General features: G+C 65.1%; 21 protein-coding genes. 12 read left to right on the top strand and 9 right to left on the bottom strand.

Going from position 1 to position 23,067, the window contains the following annotated elements:
- Positions 1 to 47: 47 nt before the first annotated feature.
- A complete protein-coding gene (locus BN2156_RS10875) occupies positions 48 to 839 on the bottom strand; it encodes an SDR family NAD(P)-dependent oxidoreductase (RefSeq protein ID WP_235625272.1) in 792 nt (263 codons plus the stop codon).
- A 177-nt stretch (positions 840 to 1,016) separates the two neighbouring features.
- Here BN2156_RS10875 and BN2156_RS10880 point away from each other — a divergent pair, with 177 nt between their 5' ends.
- Positions 1,017 to 2,204, top strand: a complete 1,188-nt coding sequence (locus BN2156_RS10880) for a cytochrome P450 (RefSeq protein WP_090515774.1) — start codon at positions 1,017 to 1,019, stop codon at positions 2,202 to 2,204.
- Position 2,205: 1 nt separating this feature from the next.
- Positions 2,206 to 3,027 (top strand): mycofactocin-coupled SDR family oxidoreductase, encoded by an 822-nt coding sequence (locus BN2156_RS10885; protein ID WP_090513350.1) that lies wholly within the window; start codon positions 2,206 to 2,208, stop codon positions 3,025 to 3,027.
- Between the two features lie 65 nt (positions 3,028 to 3,092).
- Here the strand turns inward: BN2156_RS10885 and BN2156_RS10890 are convergent, their stop codons facing one another.
- From BN2156_RS10890 to BN2156_RS10905, 4 genes are all read right to left on the bottom strand, one after another.
- Positions 3,093 to 3,863 carry an SDR family NAD(P)-dependent oxidoreductase gene (locus tag BN2156_RS10890; protein ID WP_090513352.1) on the bottom strand — a complete coding sequence of 257 codons (771 nt, stop codon included), beginning with the start codon at positions 3,861 to 3,863 and terminating at the stop codon, positions 3,093 to 3,095.
- A 110-nt stretch (positions 3,864 to 3,973) separates the two neighbouring features.
- The gene (locus tag BN2156_RS10895; RefSeq protein WP_131725154.1) at positions 3,974 to 4,423 is read right to left on the bottom strand and encodes a hypothetical protein; all 450 of its coding nucleotides are present in this window, start codon (positions 4,421 to 4,423) and stop codon (positions 3,974 to 3,976) included.
- 189 nt (positions 4,424 to 4,612) lie between these two features.
- Positions 4,613 to 6,214, bottom strand: a complete 1,602-nt coding sequence (locus BN2156_RS10900) for a GMC family oxidoreductase (protein ID WP_090513357.1) — start codon at positions 6,212 to 6,214, stop codon at positions 4,613 to 4,615.
- An 81-nt stretch (positions 6,215 to 6,295) separates the two neighbouring features.
- The gene (locus tag BN2156_RS10905; RefSeq protein WP_131725155.1) at positions 6,296 to 6,904 is read right to left on the bottom strand and encodes a carboxymuconolactone decarboxylase family protein; all 609 of its coding nucleotides are present in this window, start codon (positions 6,902 to 6,904) and stop codon (positions 6,296 to 6,298) included.
- Between the two features lie 44 nt (positions 6,905 to 6,948).
- Here BN2156_RS10905 and BN2156_RS10910 point away from each other — a divergent pair, with 44 nt between their 5' ends.
- The 4 genes from BN2156_RS10910 to BN2156_RS10925 all read left to right on the top strand — a co-directional run bounded on the left by BN2156_RS10910 (position 6,949) and on the right by BN2156_RS10925 (position 11,200).
- Complete coding sequence (locus BN2156_RS10910) at positions 6,949 to 7,761, top strand: SDR family NAD(P)-dependent oxidoreductase (RefSeq protein WP_090513362.1); 813 nt, start codon at positions 6,949 to 6,951, stop codon at positions 7,759 to 7,761.
- Positions 7,762 to 7,892: 131 nt separating this feature from the next.
- Complete coding sequence (locus BN2156_RS10915) at positions 7,893 to 8,906, top strand: Rieske 2Fe-2S domain-containing protein (protein ID WP_090513365.1); 1,014 nt, start codon at positions 7,893 to 7,895, stop codon at positions 8,904 to 8,906.
- Positions 8,903 to 9,535, top strand: a complete 633-nt coding sequence (locus BN2156_RS10920) for a cysteine hydrolase family protein (protein WP_090513368.1) — start codon at positions 8,903 to 8,905, stop codon at positions 9,533 to 9,535. The genes BN2156_RS10915 and BN2156_RS10920 overlap by 4 nt, the downstream gene beginning before the upstream one ends.
- Positions 9,536 to 9,544: 9 nt before the next feature.
- A complete protein-coding gene (locus BN2156_RS10925) occupies positions 9,545 to 11,200 on the top strand; it encodes a medium-chain acyl-CoA ligase Mig (RefSeq protein ID WP_090513370.1) in 1,656 nt (551 codons plus the stop codon).
- On the opposite strand, the gene BN2156_RS10930 is transcribed toward BN2156_RS10925, so the two are convergent.
- Positions 11,184 to 12,671 carry an aldehyde dehydrogenase family protein gene (locus BN2156_RS10930; protein WP_090513373.1) on the bottom strand — a complete coding sequence of 496 codons (1,488 nt, stop codon included), beginning with the start codon at positions 12,669 to 12,671 and terminating at the stop codon, positions 11,184 to 11,186. The genes BN2156_RS10925 and BN2156_RS10930 overlap by 17 nt on opposite strands.
- Before the next feature lie 160 nt (positions 12,672 to 12,831).
- Here BN2156_RS10930 and BN2156_RS10935 point away from each other — a divergent pair, with 160 nt between their 5' ends.
- The 3 genes from BN2156_RS10935 to BN2156_RS10945 all read left to right on the top strand — a co-directional run bounded on the left by BN2156_RS10935 (position 12,832) and on the right by BN2156_RS10945 (position 15,649).
- Positions 12,832 to 13,617, top strand: a complete 786-nt coding sequence (locus BN2156_RS10935; RefSeq protein ID WP_090513375.1) for an SDR family oxidoreductase — start codon at positions 12,832 to 12,834, stop codon at positions 13,615 to 13,617.
- A gap of 90 nt (positions 13,618 to 13,707) precedes the next feature.
- A complete protein-coding gene (locus BN2156_RS10940; RefSeq protein ID WP_407661666.1) occupies positions 13,708 to 14,940 on the top strand; it encodes a cytochrome P450 in 1,233 nt (410 codons plus the stop codon).
- 10 nt (positions 14,941 to 14,950) lie between these two features.
- Positions 14,951 to 15,649, top strand: coding sequence for a TetR/AcrR family transcriptional regulator (locus BN2156_RS10945; RefSeq protein WP_090513380.1), 699 nt, complete (start codon positions 14,951 to 14,953; stop codon positions 15,647 to 15,649).
- Positions 15,650 to 15,674: 25 nt separating this feature from the next.
- Here BN2156_RS10945 and BN2156_RS10950 read toward each other — a convergent pair whose 3' ends face one another.
- Positions 15,675 to 17,210 carry an aldehyde dehydrogenase family protein gene (locus BN2156_RS10950; RefSeq protein ID WP_090513383.1) on the bottom strand — a complete coding sequence of 512 codons (1,536 nt, stop codon included), beginning with the start codon at positions 17,208 to 17,210 and terminating at the stop codon, positions 15,675 to 15,677.
- Between the two features lie 31 nt (positions 17,211 to 17,241).
- Positions 17,242 to 19,362, bottom strand: coding sequence for a molybdopterin-containing oxidoreductase family protein (locus tag BN2156_RS10955; RefSeq protein WP_407661724.1), 2,121 nt, complete (start codon positions 19,360 to 19,362; stop codon positions 17,242 to 17,244).
- 130 nt (positions 19,363 to 19,492) lie between these two features.
- On the opposite strand from BN2156_RS10955, the gene BN2156_RS10960 reads away from it, so the two are divergent.
- The 3 genes from BN2156_RS10960 to BN2156_RS10970 all read left to right on the top strand — a co-directional run bounded on the left by BN2156_RS10960 (position 19,493) and on the right by BN2156_RS10970 (position 22,426).
- Positions 19,493 to 19,930: a Zn-ribbon domain-containing OB-fold protein gene (locus tag BN2156_RS10960; RefSeq protein ID WP_090513388.1), complete on the top strand. Its 438-nt coding sequence runs from the start codon at positions 19,493 to 19,495 to the stop codon at positions 19,928 to 19,930.
- A gap of 12 nt (positions 19,931 to 19,942) precedes the next feature.
- Positions 19,943 to 21,091 (top strand): thiolase family protein, encoded by a 1,149-nt coding sequence (locus BN2156_RS10965; RefSeq protein ID WP_090513390.1) that lies wholly within the window; start codon positions 19,943 to 19,945, stop codon positions 21,089 to 21,091.
- A gap of 90 nt (positions 21,092 to 21,181) precedes the next feature.
- On the top strand, positions 21,182 to 22,426 hold the full coding sequence (locus BN2156_RS10970) for an amidohydrolase family protein (protein WP_090513393.1): 1,245 nt from the start codon (positions 21,182 to 21,184) through the stop codon (positions 22,424 to 22,426).
- Here BN2156_RS10970 and BN2156_RS10975 read toward each other — a convergent pair.
- Entirely contained in the window at positions 22,423 to 23,022 is a 600-nt protein-coding gene (locus tag BN2156_RS10975) for a TetR/AcrR family transcriptional regulator (RefSeq protein ID WP_090515776.1), read from the bottom strand. The two genes, BN2156_RS10970 and BN2156_RS10975, sit on opposite strands and share 4 nt — an antisense overlap.
- Between the last annotated feature and the right edge of the window lie 45 nt (positions 23,023 to 23,067).

Here is a 23,067-nt window from a genome sequence, read left to right on the forward strand (position 1 = left end):
TCGATTGCTGAGCAACGAGACTTCCTGCGGCAGTATGCCTGGACTCATCACACGACGGCCCCACCGTTGACGCCGATCACTTGCCCGTTCACATAACCCGCGGCTTCCGAACACAAGAACGAACACACCGCGGCCACGTCAGCCCCGGCGCCGAGGCGGCCCGCCGGGATGGCCATGGTGAGATGCTCGGTCGGTGGCAGTTTGCCTTCCTGCTGTTGGTGACGCAGCATCGGCGAGTCGATGACGAACGGCGGAACAGTGTTGGCTGTGATGCCCTTGCGCGCGTAGTCCAGTGCGATAGTTTTGGTCATGGCGATCACACCGCCCTTGGTCGCCGAATAGTGCCCCTGACGGGGAGCGCCCTGCTGGCCGGCCGCCGAGGAAATCGTCACGATCCGACCCCAGCCGGCGGCGACCATATCGGACAGCCCGGCGCGGGCACACAAAAACGTCCCGGTGAGGTTGACCGCGAGGTAGCGGTTCCATTCCTCCAGCGTGATCTTGTCGAACCGGGTGAATCCGGCGATCGCGGCGCTCGTCACCAGGATTTCAACCGGGCCGAAAACGTCACGGACAACGTTGAATCCGTCGATCACCGCCGACTCATCCGATACATCCACCGCCACCGCCACCGCTGTACCGCCGGCCGACTGAATCTCAGCGACCGCTTTTTCTGCGGCTTCGGCGTTGACGTCCATCACCGCCACCCTGTGGCCGTCAGCGGCCAGTTGCACGCTGATCGCTTGACCCAAACCGGATCCGCCTCCGGTTACCACTGCTGTTCGGCTCAACTCGCACCATTCCTCGACTGTGGACACCATCTCTGGTGCTGTACGCATGTATAGCACCAGAGGTGGTGCCGCACAAGCACGTCGCAGCAGTCCGTTCAGTACACCGAGTCGCCGGTTGCCGATTTCCGGCAGGCTCAACCGTTGCCTGCCGGTCGAGCTTTCCTATACAGTCGTACAGCAGATGCGTTGTGCACGCATAGAATGTCCGCTGCCGAGGAGCCGATGTTGACCGATTTGTACTACGACCCATGGGATTTCGACATCGACCTGGATCCCTACCCCACGTATCGCCGGCTGCGCGACGAACGCCCGGTGTACTACAACGAACGCCACGACTTCTGGGGTATCAGCCGGTACGCCGATGTCGACGCCGCGCTCAAGGACACCACCCGCCTCAGCTCGGCCAAGGGCGACATCCTCGAAGTGGTGATGACAGATCCGGTGATGCCACCGGGCATCTTCATCAACGAGGATCCGCCACTGCACACGATCCACCGCGCCATCGTGTCGCGGGCCTTCACGCCCAAGAAGATGCGTGCGGTGGAGGAGAAGATCCGCGCATTCTGCGTCGCCTGCCTCGACCCGCTCGTCGGTGGCGACCGGTTCGACTTCGTGGGGGACCTCGGCGCAGAGCTTCCGATGCGCACCATCGGGATGCTCGCCGGTATTCCCGACGCCGAGCAACCAGCCGTGCGCGAGCACGCCAATAACGTGCTGCGCAACGAGCCGGGCAAACCCATGGAGATCAAGAAGGATCGTTACTTCACCGGCGAGATGTTCGGCGAGTACGTCGAATGGCGAGAGAAGAACCCGTCCGATGACCTGATCACCGAACTGCTCAATGTGGAATTCGAAGATGAGAACGGCACCACACGAAAGCTGACCAAACAGGAGCTCATCGTGTTTCTCGCCGTCGTCGCCGGCGCCGGCGTGGAGACCACTGGACGCCTGTTCGGCTGGATGGGCAAGGTGCTCGCCGAACATCCCGAGCAGCGCAAGGAACTGGCCGAAGACCATGGGCTCATCCCCACAGCCATTGAGGAGTTACTTCGGTACGAACCCCCCGGCCCCCACGTCGCCCGGTACATCGCCACCGATGACGTGAGCTTCCAGGGCCACGTGGTCCCGGCCGGCAAGCCGCTGCTGCTGATGCTCGCCTCGGCCAACCGCGACGAACGCCACTTCGACGATCCTGACAGGTTCGACATCCATCGCAAGCCCGGCGGCCATCTGACGTTCGGTCGTGGTCCGCATTTCTGCGTCGGTTCCCCGCTGGCCCGGTTGGAGGGCAGGGTGGCGCTGGAGGAGGTGCTGAAACGCTGGCCCGAGTGGGAGATCGACATGTCGGGTGCACGGCGGTCACGCACCTCCACGGTGCGGGGCTGGGACAGCATGCCCGCGGTCGTGAGCTGACGTGAGCACCAACACGAGCCGCGTCGCGGTGATCACCGGCGCCGCCCGCGGTCAGGGACGCAGCCACGCAGTGGCCCTGGCGGCCGCAGGTTTCGACATCATCGGCATCGATCTGTGCGGCGACATCGAGTCAATTCCTTACCCACTGGCCAGCACGGTCGACTTCGACGAGACCGCCCGGCTGGTCAGCGAAGCCGGCGGGCGCATCAAGACAGTGGTCGCCGACGTTCGCGACCTGGACGCACTCCAAGCCGGGATCGACACCGGCATAGACGAATTCGGTGATGTCGATGTTGTGGTGGCCAACGCCGGCGTTGTCGGCATGGGATTGACCGACCCGTTGGACGCCAAGGTGTACCGCGATATCGTCGATACCAATCTCAACGGCGTCTGGCACACCATCGCGGCTACCGCGCCCTCCATGATCCGTAAGCAGACCGGCGGGTCGATCATCCTGATCAGCTCGATGCAGGGACTCGTCGGGCGCGGCGGCGACGGCAGCGCCGCTACCTTTGCCTACGCGGCGTCCAAACACGGAGTTGTCGGGCTGATGCGCTCGGCGGCGTACGCCTACGCACCGCACCACATCCGGGTGAACTCGATCCACCCGACCGGGGTGGCCACGCCGATGATCTTCAACGAGCACATGGCGAGCGTCTTCGCTGCCAACCCTGAATCCAGCGCCATGTCAGGCAACCTGCTTCCCGTCCCGTTCGTGGAGCCCATCGACGTGAGCCATGCAGTGCTGTTCCTCATCAGTGACGCCGCGCGCTACATCACTGGCATGACCCTGCCGGTCGACGCGGGATTCGCGGTCAAGTAGCTCCACACTAAGCGTAGGAACAAAGTGGGCCCCGACAGTCTGCTGCGGGGCCCACTTTTGTGTGTTCACACTCCCGCGGGGCCTGGGGCGCCGTGCATGTACAGAGTCTGGCCTGAGCAGAAGCTGGACGCATCGGACGCGAAGAACAGAGCACCGTAACCGATTTCATCGGGCTCTCCGAGCCGGCCCAGCCCGTTGGTCATGGCGATCGCCTCCGGATCGAGACCGTACCGCGCCGCATCGTCGGTCAGCGTGGCCGCGCGCACTGCCCCCACGGCAATCGCGTTGACCCGCAAGCCCTTCTTGGCCCAGGCAGCTGCCATTGAACCGGTCAGGTTGTTCACAGCAGCTTTTGCCGCGCCATATGGTGCGGCCTGAGGCATCGCCAGCAAGCTCGCGCCGGAGGAGATGTTGACGATCGATCCTTTACCTTGGGCGATCATGGGGCGTGCAGCAGCCTTCGACAGGTGCCACACCGCCTTGAAATTGAGTGCGAGTACCTTCTCGAACTCGTCTTCCTCGAACTTCATGATCGACTTTGTCTCTGCACCGCCGGCACAGTTGATCAGGATGTCAACTCGACCGAACTCATCGATCGTCTTGTCGATCAACGCGTTACAAGCATCCGCAGTGGTGACGTCGGTCGATACGGGGAGAGCCCGTCGCCCAAGATCGACAATCTCCTTCGCCGTGATTTCCAGTGGGTCGGGACGACGCCCCGCCAGCACCACGTCAGCACCGTGTTCTGCGAGCACCAGTGCCGTTCCCCGGCCGATCCCCGTGCCGCCACCGGTGATGACGGCCACACGGCCTTCTAGTGAGAATCGGCTTGTCATGAAACTCCTTGGAGATTAAGGCGATGGCCGTTCCGACGGTGCGGGACACCGACCACATGGGCTATACGATCGTATAGCATCCACGCCGTGCGCGTATAGCTGGTCGGGCTTCATGCCTTGTGAATGACGAACAGGGTTCCGGGCTGCATCAGGAAGTCTGTTCCGTTCGCGCAGATGACAGCCGTGACGGGAGATCCGCCGTACTGCCCACCGGCCTCGATACTGCCGGACACGTTCGCCTTCACCGGGTGGTCGGCGGGGCAATCCGCAGAGGGGCCGACTACGGTGTTGGCGATGTTCACCAATTGAAAGCTCTTTCCGCTTTCGAATGGCGCGGACCACCGAATCGTCTCGGTCCCCGGTGCCGTACGCACCGTCTGGCCCGCCCCGTTTTCCCCACTTCTGGAATCGCATCCCGAGAGCACGTGCGGCCACTGCGTATTGGACCCCGAGAACGCAGCGCATTGAATCCACACGTCGTTGGGAACCTTCGGATCAGCCAGAGCCGGGCCTGCGGTTGCCACCATCGACGCCATCATCACCGCCGACGCGGCCGTCACCATCCGACCGCACAACGCCACCCCTTGCATGACAACCCCTTTCCCTTGTTGTGCGTGTGGCCGTCCTGCGTTCCACACGGCAACCCGCCGTCAACGACAAGTCGCTATACGACTGTATAGCACTGGTAGGTCGCCTCGCGGTGAAAGTGTTGTGATCGAGTTCTTTTCCCAGCAGAGGGCAGGGGCCAATCAAACGTTCTGGCGGATCAGATCGGCCGCGCGCCACGCCACGGCCATGATCGGACCGTTGAGGTTGCCGGCAACCATGGTGGGCAGCACCGAGCAGTCCACCACCCGTAGACCTTCGACGCCGCGCACCTTCAGCTGGTCATCGACGACGTCGTCGCCGTCAGGCCCCATCGCGCAGCTACCGGCCGCGTGATATCCACAGTATCCACCGGTGAGCACAGAGGCCACCAGCGCTTCGTCAGAATCCACATCTGGCCCGGGGTAAGTTTCGTGGCTGATGCGCTCGGCGATCGGCGACTGCTCGAACAGTGTGCGCATCCGCCGGACCAAGTCGGCCGTGGTGCGTCGATCCTGCTCGGTTCCAAGGTAGTTCGGGTCAATTCGCGCTGCTGCACAGGGGTCGGATCCGGTGATCTCGATCGAACCCTCCGAGGTCGGGCGCAACATCATGCCCAGGCAGGAGACACCGGCCTGGCGTTCGATGGCCACTGGTTCGCCGAGGTTGTAGGGAGGAATGGTCCACGGGCCCAGCATCAATTGCCCATCTGGCCGGTCGACATCGGGACGGGATTTGGCGAAGCCCACGATGTCGAACGACGGTGCCGCCAGAGGACCCTTCCTGGTGGCCAGGTACTTCGCGCCGGTGACCGCCTGCCCCAATGCGCTCGAGAGCAGGCGGTTGTATCCGAGATCGTCTTTCAGCTGCAAACGCATGGTGGCACATCGATGTTCACGCAATCCGCGGCCGACCTTTGAGCGATCCAGGTACACCCTCACTCCGGCCGCGAGCAGAACTTCCCGCGGGCCGATGCCCGAGCGCTGCAGCAGCAGCGGGGTATTGAGACTGCCCAGTGCGACGATCACTTCCCGGGTCGCACGTATCGTCGCGGTCGCACCTCGGCGTGCGACGTGCACGCCGACAGCGCGACCATGCTCGAAGACCAGGCCGTGTACCACCGTGTTGGTCTGCACGGTCAGGTTGGGCCTGCGTAATGCGGGCTTGAGGAAAGCCTTCGCCGCACTGACCCGTCGACCATTCCTGATGGTTGAGGTGGCGTATCCGATGCGTTCTCCGTCGGATTCATTGATGTCTTGGACCCTGGTCAGCCCAAGGCCGGCTCCGGCGTAGATCATCTCCTCACACAGCGGATCGGGATCTCGCGGCACCGAGATGTGCAGTGGCCCACCTACGCCTCGGGTGGGCGATGGGCCGAACTGGTTGTCCTCGAATCCGGTGAAGATCGGCAGCATCTGGTCCCAACCCCAGCCCTTGTTACCCAGCTGTTCGATTGCGTCCCAGTCGGCGCGCTGCCCGCGGTTGTAGATCATGCCGTTGATCGAGCTTGATCCACCGATCACCTTGCCCCGCATCCACTGCTCAGAATGACCGTCGGGACCGAAAGGCACAGTCTGGTAATGCCACATGTGCTTCGGACTCTCGAACAGCTTGCCGGATCCCTTGGGGACGACCAACAGTGGATTGCTGTCGCCACCGCCTGCCTCCAGCAACAAGACCTGCACGCCGGGGTCTTCGGTGAGGCGATTGGCCAGCACGCAACCGGCAGATCCGGCTCCGGCGATGATGTAGTCATAACTGGTCATCTCGTGTCCCTTCCCGCCCGCGTTCCGCAGTCGCGCTGTACGACCGTACAATATGTGACGGTCGACACGCCACCGAAGAGATCACCCCGGCAGACGTGGAACTCCACTGGCATCCAGACCGTCCTCCAATTGGAGATTCCAGCTGTTGAAAGCCATTGCGAGGCAGGCATACGCCCCGACGATGAACGGAAGCTCGACCAGCTGGCGGTCATCGAGATGAACCGCCAGGCGCTGCCAAGTGGTGTCATCGATGCGGTAGTGGTCGAGAAGTTGGTCCGCCGCGGCCACCAGATCGCCCTCGAGCGCCGACCACTTCTCGCAAGCCCCGTCGATGACCCCTTGAACGTCGGTCGCGTCCAGCCCATAGCACTCCGCTTGCCGCACGTGGTGCGCCCACTCGTATTTGGCTCGCGTGCGCCAGGCAACGCGCAGCAGCATGAGCTCGCGTCCCCGATGCCCGATCGCAGGCCTGGTCAACAGCTCGTTGCCGAGCCGGTTGAACGCCGCGGCCAAGCCCGGATGGTGCACCATCGTGGCCAGCACATTTGGGGCCGCACCGGCGCGTTGAAATGCCTTCACACCGCCGGCTCCAAATGCGGAAGCGACGGCGGCAATCGCCTCCTCACCCCATTCGCCGATGGGCAACGGGGCGATCCTCGGGGCGGACTCAAGCTCATGCTGCGACGTCATGAGCACACTGTACAGTCGTACAGCGCCGGTGCTACGTTCGATACATGACGCTCACCCCGGAATCAGCAGGCACCGCACCCGGCCGCGGTCGACTCAAAGATCGGCGCGTCGTCGTCGTCGGCGCAGGGTCACGACCGTCGACCGATCCTGAGGTCACCGTCGGCAATGGCCGTGCCATCGCGATGTTGTCGGCCAGGGAAGGCGCGCAGGTGGTTTGCGTCGACATTGACGAGGCTGCCGCCAAGACGACGGCCGATCTGTGCGCGCAGGAGGGCAGCCAGAGCATCGCGGTGGTTGCCGACGTGCGTGATGCGGCCGCATGCGAGCGCCTGGTCCACGAGGCACACGAGAAGTTGGGCGGACTTGACGGCGTGGTCGCCAACGTCGGATTCGGCTCAGGGCAAGGACTTGCCGGCACCTCACCCGAGTTGTGGGACGACCTTTTCGCGCTGAACATCCGATCCCATTTCCTTGTCGCCCGCGCTGCCATGCCACTGCTGACCGACGGCAGCGCCCTCGTGTTCATCGGTTCGGTCGCCGGAGTGAGAGGCGGCACCCGACTGCCGGCCTACGACGCATCCAAGGCCGGGTTGTTCGGGCTCTGCAGGCACGTCGCCCTCGAAGGGGCACCCCGCAGCATCCGTGCCAACCACGTGATTCCAGGCCCCGTCGACACTCCCCTGGGGCGCATCGGGGACGCCACCGTGGAGCGCCGAGCCAAGATCCGGTGGCCGTTGGGGCGCCAGGCCACGGCATGGGACATCGCCTACGCGACCGTTTTCATGCTCAGCGGCGAGTCCGCATACATCACAGGTCAGTCCCTGGCCGTCGACGGCGGCATCACCCAGTTCGGGTAGCACGCCGGCGCCGGCCCGCGTCGCCATGGAGAGCCACGACGGTCAGTTCAGCACGCACTTTCTATCCAGTAATCGCTACTGTAATGTCTTCCGTACCTATCGCGAGAGCAGGAAAACGGGAGGCAGCGAGCATGAAAGTGCCGTTCACCTGGAAGGTCACCGGCTGGTTCATGATCGGCTGGTCAGCCGAGTATGAGATCGGGGACGTCAAGGCACTGAAGTACTTCGGCGAGGACCTCGCGGCCTACCGCGACGAGTCCGGCGAGCTGCATGTGCTGGAAGCTCATTGCAAGCATCTGGGCGCGCATATCGGTCACGGCGGCAAGGTCGTCGGCGACTGCGTCGAGTGCCCGTTCCACGGCTGGCGCTGGGGCCCGGAAGGCAACAACACCTATATCCCCTACCAGCCGGACAAGCCCAACCGCGGTCTACGGCTGCGTTCCTACCCGGTCAAGGAGCAGTACGGCTGCATCTTCATGTGGTACCAGCCCGCCGGTTTGGAACCGCAGTGGGAACTGCCCGACATCTTCCACAAGTTCCCGCAGTTCGAAACCGATCCGAATGCGTACTACCGGCCCTATCCGGAGTTCTCCAGCCGGGCCGACGCGATTCCGGTGCACCCGCAGATCGTGGCCGAAAATGGTCCGGACAGTTCACATTTCCGCTATGTCCACGGCGCGACCGTGACGCCGGTGTGCCTGCACTGGGAACATGTAGACGAGGAATGGCGGTTCCTCACGGGTTGGCCCGATGCCCGCAGCGATGATCCGAACAAGATGGCGCTGCGTATCCACAGCCACTTCTCCGGGCTCGGGTTCGCCATGAGCGCCTTCGAGGGCTCGTCGAATCATCGGTTGATCTTCGCCTGCACACCGGTCGACGACGAGGTGTCGGACATGTTCTATTCGATCTGGTGGCCCAAGGTTGCGGGTGAGACGTCGGATATCCCGCCCGAGCAGGTGCGCAGACAGGTCGAGAAGCAGTTCCTCAAGACGGTGTGGGAGGACTGCGACATCTGGCGCTACCAGAAGTACGTCGAGCATCCACCACTGGCCAAGATCGACGCGAAGCCCTATATGGCGATGCGCAAGTGGGCCACCCAGTTCTACGAGGTGCCCGCCGACGACAGCGTCGCACACGCATGAAGATCGACCTGCCGAACCTGGTCGCGCCTGAGCACACGGCAATCGTCACGCAGGAATGTCAGGGCGCGGTGGTCGGTCCCGATGCCGGGCTGGCCGCCCTGGCCGACGAGGCCCGCCGGCAGGCATTGCCCAATATCTCCCGGCTGTTGCCGGCGGCGCGGGCCGCCTCGGCCCGGGTGGTGCACTGCCTGGTGCAGCGACGCCCGGATGGGTTGGGCTCCAACCACAATGCCAAGATCTTCGCCATCGGGCGCAGCGACGTCGGCATCCAGCCCGGTAGCCCCGGCGCCACGCTGCTGCCCGAATTCGGCCCCGAGCCGGACGATCTCGTGCTGTCCCGCTGGCATGGCCTGGGACCGATGGGCGGCACGGACCTGGATGCGATCCTGCGCAACCTCGGGGTGCGCACCATCGTCGCGGTGGGCGTCTCGGTGAACATCGCGATCACCAACCTGGTGATGGATGCGGTCAACGCCGGATACCGCGTGGTGCTGCCCCGGGACGCCGTTGCCGGCATCCCGACCGCCTACGCCGATGCGGTCATCGACAACACGCTGTCCCTGCTCGCCACGGTCACCACCACCGATCACCTGCTGCAGGCCTGGCAGCAGCTCCGACCCGCCCACTAGGAGAATCCCGTGCAGTTCACCGTTCCGGCTGTCGCCGAAGCCGTCGCCGCCGCCATTCCGGACCGACCGCTGATCATCCAGGGCGACCGGCGCTACACCTATCGACAAATCGTGGACCGCTCGAATCGGCTGGCGGCATACCTGCATTCACGCGGGCTGGGCACACAGACCGAACGCGGTGAGCTCGCCGGCCACGAAGTGGGCCAGGACCTGCTCGGCATCTACGCCTACAACGGGCCGGAGTTCGTCGAATCGCTACTCGGCTCCTTTCGGGCCCGGGTCGCCCCATTCAACGTCAACTACCGCTACGTCAAGAACGAATTGCAGTACCTGCTGGCGGATTCCGGCGCGTCTGCGTTGGTGTACCACGCATCCTTCGCGCCGCGGGTGGCCGAGATCCTGCCCGATCTGCCGGAGCTGCGGGTACTGATCCAGATCGCCGACGACTCCGGCAATGAACTGTTGGAGGGCGCGGTGGATTACGAGTCGATCGCCAATTCCTCAACGCCGGCCCCGCCGCCGGTCGACCCCAGCCCCGACGATCTCTACGTGCTCTACACCGGCGGCACGACCGGCATGCCCAAGGGCGTGTTGTGGCGCCAGCATGACATCTTCATGACCGCGTTCGGCGGACGCAACATGGTCACCGGTGAGAAATCACAGTCGGTCGAGGAAATCGCCGGGCGCGCGGTCGACAATCCGGGCACCAAGCTGCTCATCCTGCCACCGCTGATTCACGGCGCGGCCCAATGGGGTGCGATGACGGCCGTGACCACGGGACAGACCGTCGTATTCCCCAGTGTCGTGGATCGTTTCGATGCCGACGACGTGGTACGCACCATCGAACGCGAACAGGTGTTGGTGGCGACGGTGGTGGGCGACGCGATGGCGCGTCCGCTGCTGGATGCGATCAAGACAGGCGCTGCGGACGTATCCTCACTGTCCGTCGTGGCCAACGGCGGAGCGCAACTGACGCCCTACGTCAAACAACAACTCATCGACGCCAAGGCCAACCTCATCGTGATCGACGGGGTGGGATCCTCCGAGACCGGTGCCCAGATGAGCCACATGTCTGCTCCGGGTGCGGTGTCCACGGGAACGTTCAACGCCGGGCCCGATACCTGCGTGGTGACAGAGGATTTCACCGCTGTCCTCCCCGCGGGTCACGAGGGGTTGGGCTGGCTGGCACAGCGCGGATTCGTGCCTCTGGGTTATAAGGGTGATGCCGCCAAGACCGCGGCAACGTTCCCGGTGATCGACGGCGTGCGCTATGCGACACCCGGCGATCGCGCCCGCCATCTGAACAGCGGCGCGATCGAGCTGCTCGGCCGTGACTCGGTGACCATCAATTCCGGTGGGGAGAAGATCTTCGCCGAGGAGGTCGAAGCCGCCATCGCCTCACATCCCGCGGTGCGGGACGTGGTGGTCACCGGCCGACCGAGTGAACGTTGGGGCCAGGAGGTGGTGGCTGTCGTAGCATTGAGCCAGGATGCGCTCGCCGACAACGGTGTTACCGCCGATGAGCTCATCCGGCACGCCGAATCCTCCATTGCCCGCTACAAGTTGCCGAAGGCCGTGGTGTTCCGCCGCGTCATCGAGCGCAGCCCCGCCGGCAAGGCCGATTACCGCTGGGCCCGCGAGCAGGCGGTCAGCGAAACTTCTTGATCCGGGCAGCGGTCCGGCTCCGGGCCCGCCGCACCGCGAGGTTGGTGCTGACCCGCAGCGACGCGGTGAACGGGCGGGCAGCCTGGCCGGTGACGCTGAACGGCAGGTCGGTGCCCACCACCGTGCGGTAGTGGCTGAACGTATCAAAGCCGGCCTTGCCGTGGTAGGCGCCGGTACCGCTCCGCCCCACGCCGCCGAAGGGAGCGTCCGACGGGATCATGTGCGCGGCAAAATCATTGCGGGCCACGCCGCCACTGCGGGTGTGACTGACGAAATGCCGGAAGTCGTCGTCGTCCGGCCCGAACCAGTAGGCCACCAACGGTGACGGGTTGGCATTGATGTGGTCGACGGCTTCGGTGAGCGCGGAGTAGCCGCGGACCGCCAGCACCGGCCCGAACACCTCTTCGCTCGCGATGCGCATGCGGTCGTCGACGTCGCGCACGATGGTAGGCGGGATCTTGCGCGAGCCTGGATCGGGCAGCACCTCCCCCGCCGGCACCACGGAATCGATCCGGGCCCCGTGCGCGCGGGCGTCGGCGATCAGTCCCACCACCCGGTCGAAGTTGGCCTCGTTCACCGAGGAGCAGTAGTCGGGATTGCCGACGATGGTGGGAAACAGGTTGCCCAGTGTCTTGCGGGCCACCGCGACGAATCGGTCCACCTGGCCATCAGGCACGAAGACATAGTCCGGGCACACGCACACCTGCCCACCATTGACCATGCGCGCCTGGGCGATCCGGCTCGCTGCGCGTTCGATATCAGCCCTCGGGGAGATCACCACCGGGTTCTTGCCGCCCAGCTCCAGCGTCACCGGCACCAGGTTTTCCGACGCCGCCCGGGACACGAGTGCCCCGATCGAGGGCGAGCCCGTGAAGAACAGGTGGTCGAACGGCAGCCCGGCGAACTCGGCAGCCACGTCCGGCCCGCCAGTCACGACCTGGAGTTCGGTGGCGTCGAAGTACTTCGGCGCGGTCGCCGCCATCAGCTCGGCGGTGCGCGGGGTGACCTCGGACATCTTGATCATCACCCGGTTGCCCGCGGCGAACGCGGCTGCCGCCGGCAGCACCGTCAACTGGACGGGGAAGTTCCACGGGCCGATCACGCCGACCACCCCGAGGGGACTCGGCAGCACCTCGGCGCGCAATCCGGCGAAACGGGCGGCACGCATCAGCTTTGTGGCGCGCATCCAGTGCGGGATATGCGCCCGGGTGTGCTCGATGACCGACAACATGCCCATGATCTCGGAGAGGAACGCCGCTGAGCGCGAACGCGATCCGTAGTCGGCCGCGGTGGCTGCGACGAAGTCCTCCGAATTGTCCAGGACCATCGCGAGCAGCCGGTCGATGCGGTTGCGGCGCAGCGCGACGCCGGGCGGACCGTCGGCGATGAACGACCGGCGCTGAGCGGCCAGCAGCTCATCCAGACCCCCGCGCTGCGGCTGCACCGCCGCGCGTTCCTCGACCGTGCTCATCGAATCCGTCTCCTCGCCACGCCAACGCCAGCTCCGCTCCGGAAATCCCTCCGGGAAGCCTAACGGTAGCACTGGACAAGCAGGCGGAAGGCAATTGTCCCGCCCGGCCGAATTGTTTACAGTCATGCTTACTGTCGTTCATTCAGTGAGAGGTTGGCGCATGTCGGAGACCGCACGCAGAATCGTCGTCGTCGGAGCCGGATCCGGGATCGGCGCAGCCACGGCGGCGCATTTCTTCGAGCGGGGTGACCACGTGCTCGCCGTGGACGTACGCGCAGGCGAAACGCCGGCGACGGAGCACGCCATCTGCGACCTACGGGACGCCGCCGATATCGCGAGGCTGTTGCGCGAGATCGGTGACGGCTGGGACATGCTCGCGCACGTTGCCGGCGTCCCGGGTACCGCACCGGCTGCCGACGTACTCAAGGTCAACTACCTGGGCATGCGACTGATGACCGAGGGCATGCTACCGCTGCTGCGTCAGGGCGGCTCGATCGTGACAGTGGCGTCGACCGCGGCACTGGGCTGGCAGCAACGCGTCGACATCCTGGATGGCCTTCTTGCGCTCACCGATGGAGATGCGGTGGCGCAGTGGCAGACCGGACAGGATCCGGACTTCCCGGTGTACACCACGTCCAAGCAGGCGGCGATCCTGTTCGTCAAACGCGTAGCGGGGCCGGCATGGGCCAAGTACGGGGTGCGGGTGAACACCGTCAGCCCGGGTCCGGTCGAGACGCCGATCCTGACCGATTTCGAGCAGACCATGGGCAAGGACGTGCTCGACCTGGTGCGCGCCACCGTGGGCCGGCACGCGACCGTCGACGACGTGGTTCCGCTGATCGCCTTCCTGGCCTCTCCCGAGGCGCGCTGGATCAACGGTCAGGACATCCAGGTCGACGCGGGCTTCATCGCGGCGATGAGCAACGGCGCCCCGATCGAGCTCTGACAAGGCGCGATCCCGCGCGGATTTCATTACTGTAAGATTTACAGTAATATGCTTCAGCGTATGGGTCCGTCGCGGGTGATGGGGTGAGCTGTGGGTAGTCAAGTGCGGGATGCCGCTTCCGACGAGACGGTCGACGGGTCCGTCGGCGACACAGCCGCCCTGCTGCGTGACCCGTATCCGATCTTCGCGCGGCACCGCGCTGCACACGGGGTGTTCCGCGGCTCGGTGATGGACTGGTCCAAGACGCCCGAATCCCTACTGCCCGAACATCAATTCGCGGCCGTGTCCTTCGATGCGGTCAACACCGTGTTCCGGGACGGCAAGTCGTTCAACTCGAAGATCTATGACCACACCATCGGGCTGTTCATCGGCCCCACCATCCTGGCGATGGAGGGCAAGACCCACCGCGATCACCGCAACCTGGTGTCGGCCGCGTTCAAGTCACGCTCCCTGCAGCGCTGGGAACCCGAGATCGTCCGGCCGATCTGTGAAGCACTCGTCGACGAGTTCATCGAGGCCGGCCGTGCTGATCTGGTGCGCGATTTCACTTTCGAGTTCCCCACCCGGGTGATCTCCAGGCTGCTGGGACTTCCCGAAGAAGACCTGCCCTGGTTTCGGCAGCGCGCCGTCGAATTGATCAGCTACACGGTGAAGTACAAGCGCGCGTTCGAAGCATCGACGGCCTTGAAGGATTACTTCCTGAATCAGATCGAATTGCGGCGCTCCAAGCCCACCGACGACATCATCGGAGACCTCGTCACCGCCGAGATCGACGGCGAGAAGCTGACCGACGAGGCCATCTACTCGTTTCTACGGTTGCTGCTGCCGGCCGGGCTGGAGACCACCTACCGGTCCTCGGGCAACCTGATCTACCTGCTGCTCACCCACCCCGACCAGTTCGCCGCGGTCCAGGCCGACCACGAACTCATCGGCCAGGCCATCGAAGAGGGCCTGCGCTACGAAACCCCACTCACCACGGTGCAACGCTCGACCACCCAGGACACCGAACTCGACGGCGTGGCACTGCCCGCCGGTGCGGTGATCGACGTGTGCATGGGATCGGCCAATCGCGACGAGAACCGATGGGAACGGCCGGAGGAGTTCGACATATTCCGGAAACGCGTTCCGCACATCACCTTTGCCGCCGGCGAGCACACCTGCATGGGGCTGCACCTCGCCCGGATGGAAACCCGGGTGGCCATGGAGAGCCTGCTGTCCCGGGTGCGCAACCTAGAGCTGGTCACCGACGACGATCCGCACATCTTCGGTCAGCCGTTCCGCTCCCCGACCGCCATCCCCGTCACGTTCGACCCGGTCGGCTAGCAGGGCTGTAATGGTCAGGCCCGCCAGTACCAACGGTCGCCGACGCCGCGAACGCGGCTCGATCAGCGTCGACGAAATCCTCAGCGGAGCATTCGAAATCGCCGAAGAGGTGTCGATCGACAACCTCAGCATGCCGCAACTGGCACGGCATCTCGACGTCGGCGTGACGAGCATCTACTGGTACTTCCGGCGCAAGGACGAACTGCTCGATGCGATGACCGAACGGGTGCTGCTCGACTATGACATGAGTGTGCTGTCCATGGAGGCCGGCACCTGGCGAGAATCCCTGCGCGCGCACGCCCACCGCATGCGCGCGATGTTCGCGAACAATCCGATCATGTGCGACCTCATCCTGATCCGAGGCACCCGTGGGCTACCGGCGGCTCGCAGCGCCCTGGAGAAGATCGAGCAGCCGGTGGCCGTGCTGGTGGCCGCCGGGATGACCGCCAAGCAGGCTTTCGACACCTACACGGCCATCTCTGTGCTCGTACGCAGTTCCGCTGTGCTGCAGCGTTTGCAGAGCCGCACCGCCGAAGTGCAGTTTCCCCGCGAGTACTGGGAGCAGGTCATCGATGCCGAGGCGATGCCGCTGATCGCCTCGATTCCGGGACGCGGCTACCGCATCGGCATGGCCGACGACGGGAACTTCGACCACATTCTCGACAGCATTCTCGACCGCGCAGCCTCATTCACCACCGCGCAGGGGTGACTTTCCTCCGCCCGAGCAGAGCAACCTACTGCCGGGGCAGGCGCCATCCGATGGTCTTGGTCTCGGTGTACTGCGCGAAACCCTCGATTCCGCACTGCCTTCCGACGCCACTGTTCTTGTATCCACCGAACGGGGCGTCGGCGCCGTAGTACATGCCGCCATTAACACCAATTGCGCCGGTCCTTATCCGCCGGGCGATCCCCATCGCCCGCTCGGATGACGCCGACATCACCGCACCCGCCAAGCCGAACGCGCTGTCGTTGGCGATCCGCACCGCCTCCTCGTCATCGTCGAACGGCAGCATCACCAGCACCGGTCCGAACACTTCGTCCTGCGCGATCGCCGAGCGCGGGTCGGCCCCGACGATGACCGTGGGGGCGACGAAGTGCCCGTCGCGCAGATGGTCGGCCAGCCCTGGAACCTCACCGCCGCCCACCACGATGTCGGCGCCGTCGCGCCGGGCACCGTCGATGGCGTCGAGCACCCGCTGCTTCTGCGCCGCACTGATCAGTGGGCCGACGAGGGTGGTAGGCAACGCCGGGTCGCCCACCGGGACCGCACCGAATGCCATCGTCACGTTGGCGACGGCCTCGTCGAACAGACTGCGGTGCACCAGCATCCGGGTATTGGCCGCACAAGCCTGGCCGGCGTGCACGCAGGCACCGATGGCGCCGGGGATGATGTGGCCGGGCTTGGCGTCGTCGAGCACGATCATCGCCGACTTGCCGCCGAGTTCGAGGAAGGTCCGCTTCATCGTGTCGGCGCCCACCCGCATCAAATGCCGGCCGACCGCCGTCGACCCGGTGAACGACACCATGTCGACACGCGGATCGGTGCCCAACTGCCCGGCCACCTCGTTGGACGGGGTGGGCACCACGTTGACCACGCCGGGCGGCATATCGGTGCGCTCGGCGATCAACCGACCCAGCCGGGTGGCATTCCACGGCGTGTTCGGGTCGGGTTTGAGCACTACGGTGTTGCCGGCGGCCAGCGCCGGTCCGAGCTTGTTGAGGATCACCTCGATCGGGAAGTTCGACGGCGTGATCGCGGCGACCACGCCGACCGCCTCTTTGACCACTGTGCGGGCGTTGCGCTCACCGAACAGGCCGCCGCCGTCGAGGGTGCGTTCCCATTCGAACTCGTCGATCAGCCGGGCTGGGTATCGCAACGCGTCGGCCAGCGGCCAGTCCAGCTGGGCATTCTCCGTCGTCATCGCCGGACAACCCACCTCGGCGATCAGTTCTTCACGCAGGTCGTCTTTTTCGGACTCGATGGCGTCCTGCAACTGGGAAAGAACGCGCTGCCGCAAGGTGCGGTTGGCGCTCCAGTCGGATTCGTCGAACGCACGCCGGGCCGCACCGATCGCGGCATCCATGTCCTCGGCACCGGCCGCAGCCGTCGTCCCCAACAGCAGGCCGGTGGCGGGACTGACGTTGTCGAATTCGGCACCCGAGGCCGCGGCCACCAACGCGCCGCCGATCAACAGGCGTTTCTCGGCCTTCTGCGCTGCGCGCTTGCCGATTTCCACACTGCTGACCGCCTGGTCCACAACTTCACTCACGCGGTCAACTGTAACACTTACAGTATATAAATCAGCCAGCCTCGACCTGCACCGGGACGCCCGTCAACCAGGACATGCCGGCCAGTGCCTCGACATCGGACGGATCGCTCGACATCAGCTGATTGACGTTGGCACCACCCGCCTGGTTGGCGATCCGCCAACCGCCACTCCCTTTGTGGCCCCAGCCGTGAGGTATCGCGACCGTGCCGCGGACGATGTCGTCGGTGAGTGACACCGCGATATCGATCTGGCCGTACGGCGACCGTACGCGCACCGCGTCACCGTCGGACAGCTGCCGCGCCGCCGCATCTTCGCTGTGCATCAGGGCACGGTGAATCCTCGTGCCGCGCATCAGCAACGGTGAGTTGTGCAGCCAGGAATTCTCGGAGCGAGCTTCCCGCATACCGATCATGCGCAGCGGATAGTCGTCGGGTCTGGCACGGCGTGACAGCGCGGCGATCTCAGAGGAGATGTCTTCGTGCGCCAGCCGAATCCGCCCCTTCGGATACACCACGACCTCACCGAGCACGCCGGTACGGATGTTCGGCGCCACCACCACACCGTGCGGATGGTGTTCGGCCAGCCGACGGAAAGTCAGTCCGCCACGGCGCAATCCGAAGCGGTCACCGCCATCGGCCATCCGGATCATCATGTCGATCATCGGTCGCGGGCTGAGCCTCTGACCGCGTCGCGCGGCCCGCTTGGCCGCCAGCCGCAACGCACCGAAAACGGGTGTCCGCACTGTCATCCGGGCGACCAGGTCGACGACGATGTCCCATTCGGTGCGGGCCTGACCGCGCGGGGCCACCACCGCGTCGGTGGCCTGCCGGAACGGCGTGGCCTGGAACATCTGGAACGTGACGGCGAAGTCGTCGCGCTCGTACATCGTCGTCACCGGCAGCACGTAGTCGCAGTGCGCGGTGGTCTCGTTGACGTAGAGGTCCAGTCCCACCGACAGGTCCAAGGATTCGAGTGCTTGTTCCATTTCCAAGCCGTTGGGCACCGACAGCACCGGATTGCCGGCGCCGATGAACATCGCCTTGACCTGCCGCCGACCGGACGTCGTGATCTCCTTGGCCATGAACGCCGCGGGCTCGGCCCCGATCACGGCGCGGAATCCGCCGACCCGCGTCCGTTTGTTCCGGTAGCTACGGCGCAGCGCGGCGCCCATCGCCATCGATCCCCACTTCTGGCCGGGGATGCCCAACGTGCTGAACACACTGCCACCCGGGGTGTCCAGATTGCCCGCGACGAGGTTGACGGCGTCGAGCAGGTAGTTGGTCAGTGTGCCGTTGCGGCCGACGCAGGTGCCCAACCGGCCGTACACGGCGGCCCGTTCGGTGCCGGCGAGATCTCGGGCCAACGCACGCACCGTCCCTGGGTCGATGCCGGTGTGTTGGTGCGTCAACTCCGGGGTGAACGGCGCGCACTGCTCCTGCAGCCAGTCCAGGCCCTTTGCCTGCGTTCGGGACCGCACGCTGACGAGCCCCTCGGCGAACAGCACCTGCAGGATCGACAACAGCAGGTACGCATCAGAATCCGGGGTGATACCCAGCCACTCGAACTGGGCCGCGGTCTCGCTGCGCCGCGGGTCGACCACCACGACCCGTCCACCGCGCTTGACGATGTCATGCATGCGGTCTTTGATCCGCGGCGCGGTCAGGAAACTGCCATGGGAAACCACCGGATTCGCGCCGAGCATGACCAGCAGATCGGTACGAATCAGATCCGGGATGGGCACGGGGAACGGTGCCCCATAGAGGAACTGGTTGGCCAGCAGCCGGCTGCTGGTGTCCTGGGTCGACGAGCTGAAGAAATGACTGTCCCCGCCGATCCCCTTGGCGAATGCCATCGCGGCGAACAGGTGCGAGTAGCTGAAGGCCGCGGGGTTGCCCATGTACCAGGCCACGGCGCCCGAACCATGATGCCGGTGTATGGCGTCGAGCCGGGCGGCGATGTCGTCCAGGGCCTCGTCCCAGCTCACTGGTTCGAAGCCGTCCGGTGTGCGCTTGAGCGGCATGGTGACCCGATCGGGGTCGTTGACCACCTCGGTGAAGGCGATGCCCTTCTGGCAGGCGAACCCCGCCGACAGCGGGTGGTCCTTGTCCGGGCGTAGCGAGGTCAGACGGCCGTCTTCTACCGTCGCGATCATGCCGCACAGCGGCTCGCAGATCCGGCAGAAGGTCGCCCTCGACTCAGCCTTGCTCTCGATCACCGGTACTAGGTTACTGTAAGAGTTACAGTTGCTATACCCTTTTGGTTGAACACGGAGGATCGCACGTATGCAGAAGGCCCTTGCGCCGGAGATCTCGACCTGGCCCGATGCCGACCCGCAACTGATCGGCACCCGCTGCGGCGACTGCTCAGCCACCACTTTCCCGGTCCAGGCCCGCTGCCCGCGGTGCAGCGGAGCCAACACGGCCGAGACGCTGCTCCCCCGCCGCGGCACCCTGATCGCCTGGACCACCCAGGGCTTCCCGCCCGGCGCCCCATACCAGGGCCCGACCGGGAAGGCCTTCGTGCCCTTCGGTGTCGGACTGGTCGAACTCGCCGACGACACCGGCCCGGTGATCCGCGTCGAGGGCCGGCTCACCGAAAACGACCCCGCCAAACTGCAATTCGGCATGGACGTCGAACTCGCCATGATCCCGTTCACCACCGACGAAGACGATCCCGACAACCCGGTCGAAGTCGTCACCTTCGCCTTCCAGCCGGTGTAGAGAGGCAGAAACATGACCAACGACGTAGCCATCATCGGCGTCGGCATCCACCCGTTCGGCCGCTTCGAAGGCAAATCCGCGATGCAGATGGGTGTCGACGCGATCTTCGCCGCCGTCGCCGACGCCGGCGTCGAGTGGAAGGACATCGGCGCTGCCACCGGCGGCAGTTGGACGGTGGCCAACCCGGACGCCATCGTCGGGATGGTGGGGTTGACCGGTATCCCGTTCACCAACGTGTTCAACGCCTGCGCCACCGCCGCCAGCGCCACCAAGGCCTGCGCCGACGGAATCCGGCTCGGGGACTACGACATCGGCATCGCCGTCGGCCTGGACAAGCATCCCCGTGGTGCGTTCACCGAGGATCCCGCCCTGGTCGGTATGCCCAGCTGGTACGCCGAGAACGGCCAGTACCTCACCACCCAATTCTTCGGCATGAAGGCCAACCGTTACCTGCACGAGCACAACATCTCTCAGCGCACCCTGGCAAAAGTCGCCAACAAGAATTTCCGCAACGGTGCGCTGAACCCGAATGCCTTCCGGCGCAAGCCCATCAGCGAGGACGACATCCTCAACTCGACGATGTTGAACTACCCGCTCACCCAGTACATGTTCTGCGCCCCCGACGAGGGTGCGGCCGCGGTCGTGATGTGTCGTGCCGACATCGCACACCGCTACACCGACAAGCCCGTGTACCTCAAGGCCGTAGAAGTGCGGACCCGCCGCTACGGCGCGTATGAAGTGAACACCACCTGCGCACCGGTGGAAGAGGACGTGGCACCGACCGTGTACGCCGCGCGCGCCGCGTTCGAAAAGGCCGGAGTGGCACCGGAAGACGTCGATGTAGTGCAGCTACAGGACACCGACGCCGGCGCCGAGATCATCCACATGGCCGAATGCGGCTTCTGCGCCGACGGCGACCAGGAGAAACTGCTGGCCGACGGCGCCACCGAGATCGGCGGATCCCTGCCGATCAACACCGACGGCGGCCTGATCGCCAATGGCGAGCCCATCGGCGCATCCGGATTGCGTCAGATCCACGAGTTGGTGCGCCAACTACGTGGGCAGGCCGGCGATCGGCAGGTGCCCGGCAACCCTCGCGTCGGCTTCGCCCAGCTCTACGGCGCCCCCGGCACCGCCGGCGCCACCGTGTTGACCCTCTGACTTTCATGGCCGAGCGGACGCACATGTACCCGACACGCCGAACGTTCGGGGACATTTGCGTCTGCCCGCGCGAGAAAAGGACCCACTGACATGACTGAGCAACCCACCGAACAGTTCAGGGACGCACCGATTTTCGATGCCGACCAGCACATGTATGAAACCGGCGATGCGCTGACGAAGTTCCTGCCCGAAAAGTACTCACGTGCGGTGCAGTACGCGCAGATCGGGCGACAGACCCGGGTGGTGATCAACAACCGGGTCACCGACTTCATCCCCAACCCGACCTTCGAGCGCGTCGCCGCACCGGGGGCGCACGAGAAGTTCTTCGCCGGGGAGAACGCCGAGGGCCTGACGCTTCGCGAGATGCAAGGCAAGGCCATCGATGCGCCCGCGGCCACCCGCAACCCGGAAGACCGCATCGCCGAACTGGATCGTCAGGGTGTCGTCGAGGCACTGAACTACCCCACGCTGGGCAGCCTGGTCGAGCACTCCAGCGCCGACGACCCGCAGCTGACGCTGGCGATCGTTCACGCGCTCAACGAGTGGATCCTGGAGCACTGGAGCTTCAATCACGCCGACCGCGTGTTCTCCACACCGATCATCAACCTCTCGGAAGTCAATGCGGCGCAACGCGAACTGGAGTGGATTCTCGATCACGGCGGCAAGGTCGCGTTGATCAAACCGGGCCCGGTCAACGGCCTGCACGGCTGGCGCTCCCCCGCGCTGCCCGAGTTCGACCCGTTCTGGCGTGACGTCGAGGCCGCCGGCCTGCCGATCGTATTGCACGCCAGCTACCCGCCGCTCGATGAGTACGTCAACAAGTGGGAACCGCCGTACACCCAGAACTTCATGGCGCAGAGCGCGTTCCGCTGGATGGTACTGGGCCACCGCGAGATCGCCGACATGCTGACCGCCCTGATCTGCCACGGCACGCTGACCCGGTTCCCGAAGCTGCGTATTGCCAGCGTCGAGAACGGCAGCAGCTGGATCTTCCCGCTGTTCCATGATTTCGCCGACCTGTACAAGAAGATGCCGCAGAACTTCCCCGAGCATCCGCACGACGTGTTTCGCCGCAACATCTGGGTCAGCCCGTTCTGGGAGGGGTGCGTCTCCGACGTGGTGGAGACGGTCGGCTGGGACAAGGTGCTGTTCGGCTCGGACTATCCGCATCCCGAAGGGTTGTCCGAACCGAAGGGCTTCTGGAAGTACGCCGAGGGCATGGACATCCGGCGCACCTATGACTTCATGGGTGACAACGCCCGACGGTTCATGGGGCTGCCCATCGCCAACCCCGACCCCGCGGCCGTCAAACCGCCGGCGCTGACCAGCGCCTAGCCGGAGGGGTCCGGCAGCGGCGGAAGTGGCTGGGCGTCGGCGGGATTGAGGGCGTCCAGCATCAAGCTCAGATACCGGCGGCGCAGTTCCGAGGGTTGATCGAGCGCGACGGACGCTGCCGTCACCATCGCGACGAACGTCGGCACGTCATCCACGGTGAGATCGGCGCGCAGGTCCCCGGCAGCCTGGCCCTGCGTCACCAGCGTCTCGAGCAGTTCGCGCTTGCGATTGAACAGCCTGGACGTCAGCTCCGTGAGGTGATCCAGTGACGGCAGCAGCGGCCGCTGCAGGTACATGAGTTCGGCCAGCCGCTCGATCACGTCGATGAATGCCTCACGGGGGGCATCGCTGTCGATCAACGCCAGGATCACCGGTTCGACCTCGGTGGCGAACGCGTCCTCGTACACCGCGGCCGCCAGCGCCTGCCGGTTCGGGAAGTGACGGTACAGCGTCGCGTTGCCGACGCCCGCGTGCGCGGCGATCTGAGTCAATGTCGCAGCGGCGCCGTGAGCTGCGAAGACCTGTCGGGCAGCCGCGACGATGCGGCTTTCATTGGCATAGGCGTCGGTGCGACGGCGGGTGGTACGAGCAGGCATTTCCGATCCGGGGGACGTGGCGCAGGTCATGTCCGTGCACCGAGG

The sequence above is a fragment of the Mycolicibacterium neworleansense genome, assembly GCF_001245615.1.
In the GTDB taxonomy this organism is placed as follows: Bacteria; Actinomycetota; Actinomycetes; order Mycobacteriales; family Mycobacteriaceae; genus Mycobacterium; species Mycobacterium neworleansense.

Bases quoted from the DNA above. Each gene is read 5' to 3' on its own strand.
- BN2156_RS10930 (WP_090513373.1), bottom strand. From the start codon at position 12,671: ATGAGCACGGTCGAGGAACGCGCGGCGGTGCAGCCGCAGCGCGGGGGT.
- BN2156_RS10960 (WP_090513388.1), top strand. From the start codon at position 19,493: ATGCAGAAGGCCCTTGCGCCGGAGATCTCGACCTGGCCCGATGCCGAC.
- BN2156_RS10910 (WP_090513362.1), top strand. From the start codon at position 6,949: ATGACGCTCACCCCGGAATCAGCAGGCACCGCACCCGGCCGCGGTCGA.
- BN2156_RS10915 (WP_090513365.1), top strand. From the start codon at position 7,893: ATGAAAGTGCCGTTCACCTGGAAGGTCACCGGCTGGTTCATGATCGGC.
- BN2156_RS10890 (WP_090513352.1), bottom strand. From the start codon at position 3,863: ATGACAAGCCGATTCTCACTAGAAGGCCGTGTGGCCGTCATCACCGGT.
- BN2156_RS10920 (WP_090513368.1), top strand. From the start codon at position 8,903: ATGAAGATCGACCTGCCGAACCTGGTCGCGCCTGAGCACACGGCAATC.
- BN2156_RS10900 (WP_090513357.1), bottom strand. From the start codon at position 6,214: ATGACCAGTTATGACTACATCATCGCCGGAGCCGGATCTGCCGGTTGC.
- BN2156_RS10875 (WP_235625272.1), bottom strand. From the start codon at position 839: ATGCGTACAGCACCAGAGATGGTGTCCACAGTCGAGGAATGGTGCGAG.
- BN2156_RS10970 (WP_090513393.1), top strand. From the start codon at position 21,182: ATGACTGAGCAACCCACCGAACAGTTCAGGGACGCACCGATTTTCGAT.
- BN2156_RS10975 (WP_090515776.1), bottom strand. From the start codon at position 23,022: ATGCCTGCTCGTACCACCCGCCGTCGCACCGACGCCTATGCCAATGAA.
- BN2156_RS10955 (WP_407661724.1), bottom strand. From the start codon at position 19,362: ATGATCGCGACGGTAGAAGACGGCCGTCTGACCTCGCTACGCCCGGAC.
- BN2156_RS10945 (WP_090513380.1), top strand. From the start codon at position 14,951: ATGGTCAGGCCCGCCAGTACCAACGGTCGCCGACGCCGCGAACGCGGC.
- BN2156_RS10935 (WP_090513375.1), top strand. From the start codon at position 12,832: ATGTCGGAGACCGCACGCAGAATCGTCGTCGTCGGAGCCGGATCCGGG.
- BN2156_RS10905 (WP_131725155.1), bottom strand. From the start codon at position 6,904: ATGACGTCGCAGCATGAGCTTGAGTCCGCCCCGAGGATCGCCCCGTTG.
- BN2156_RS10965 (WP_090513390.1), top strand. From the start codon at position 19,943: ATGACCAACGACGTAGCCATCATCGGCGTCGGCATCCACCCGTTCGGC.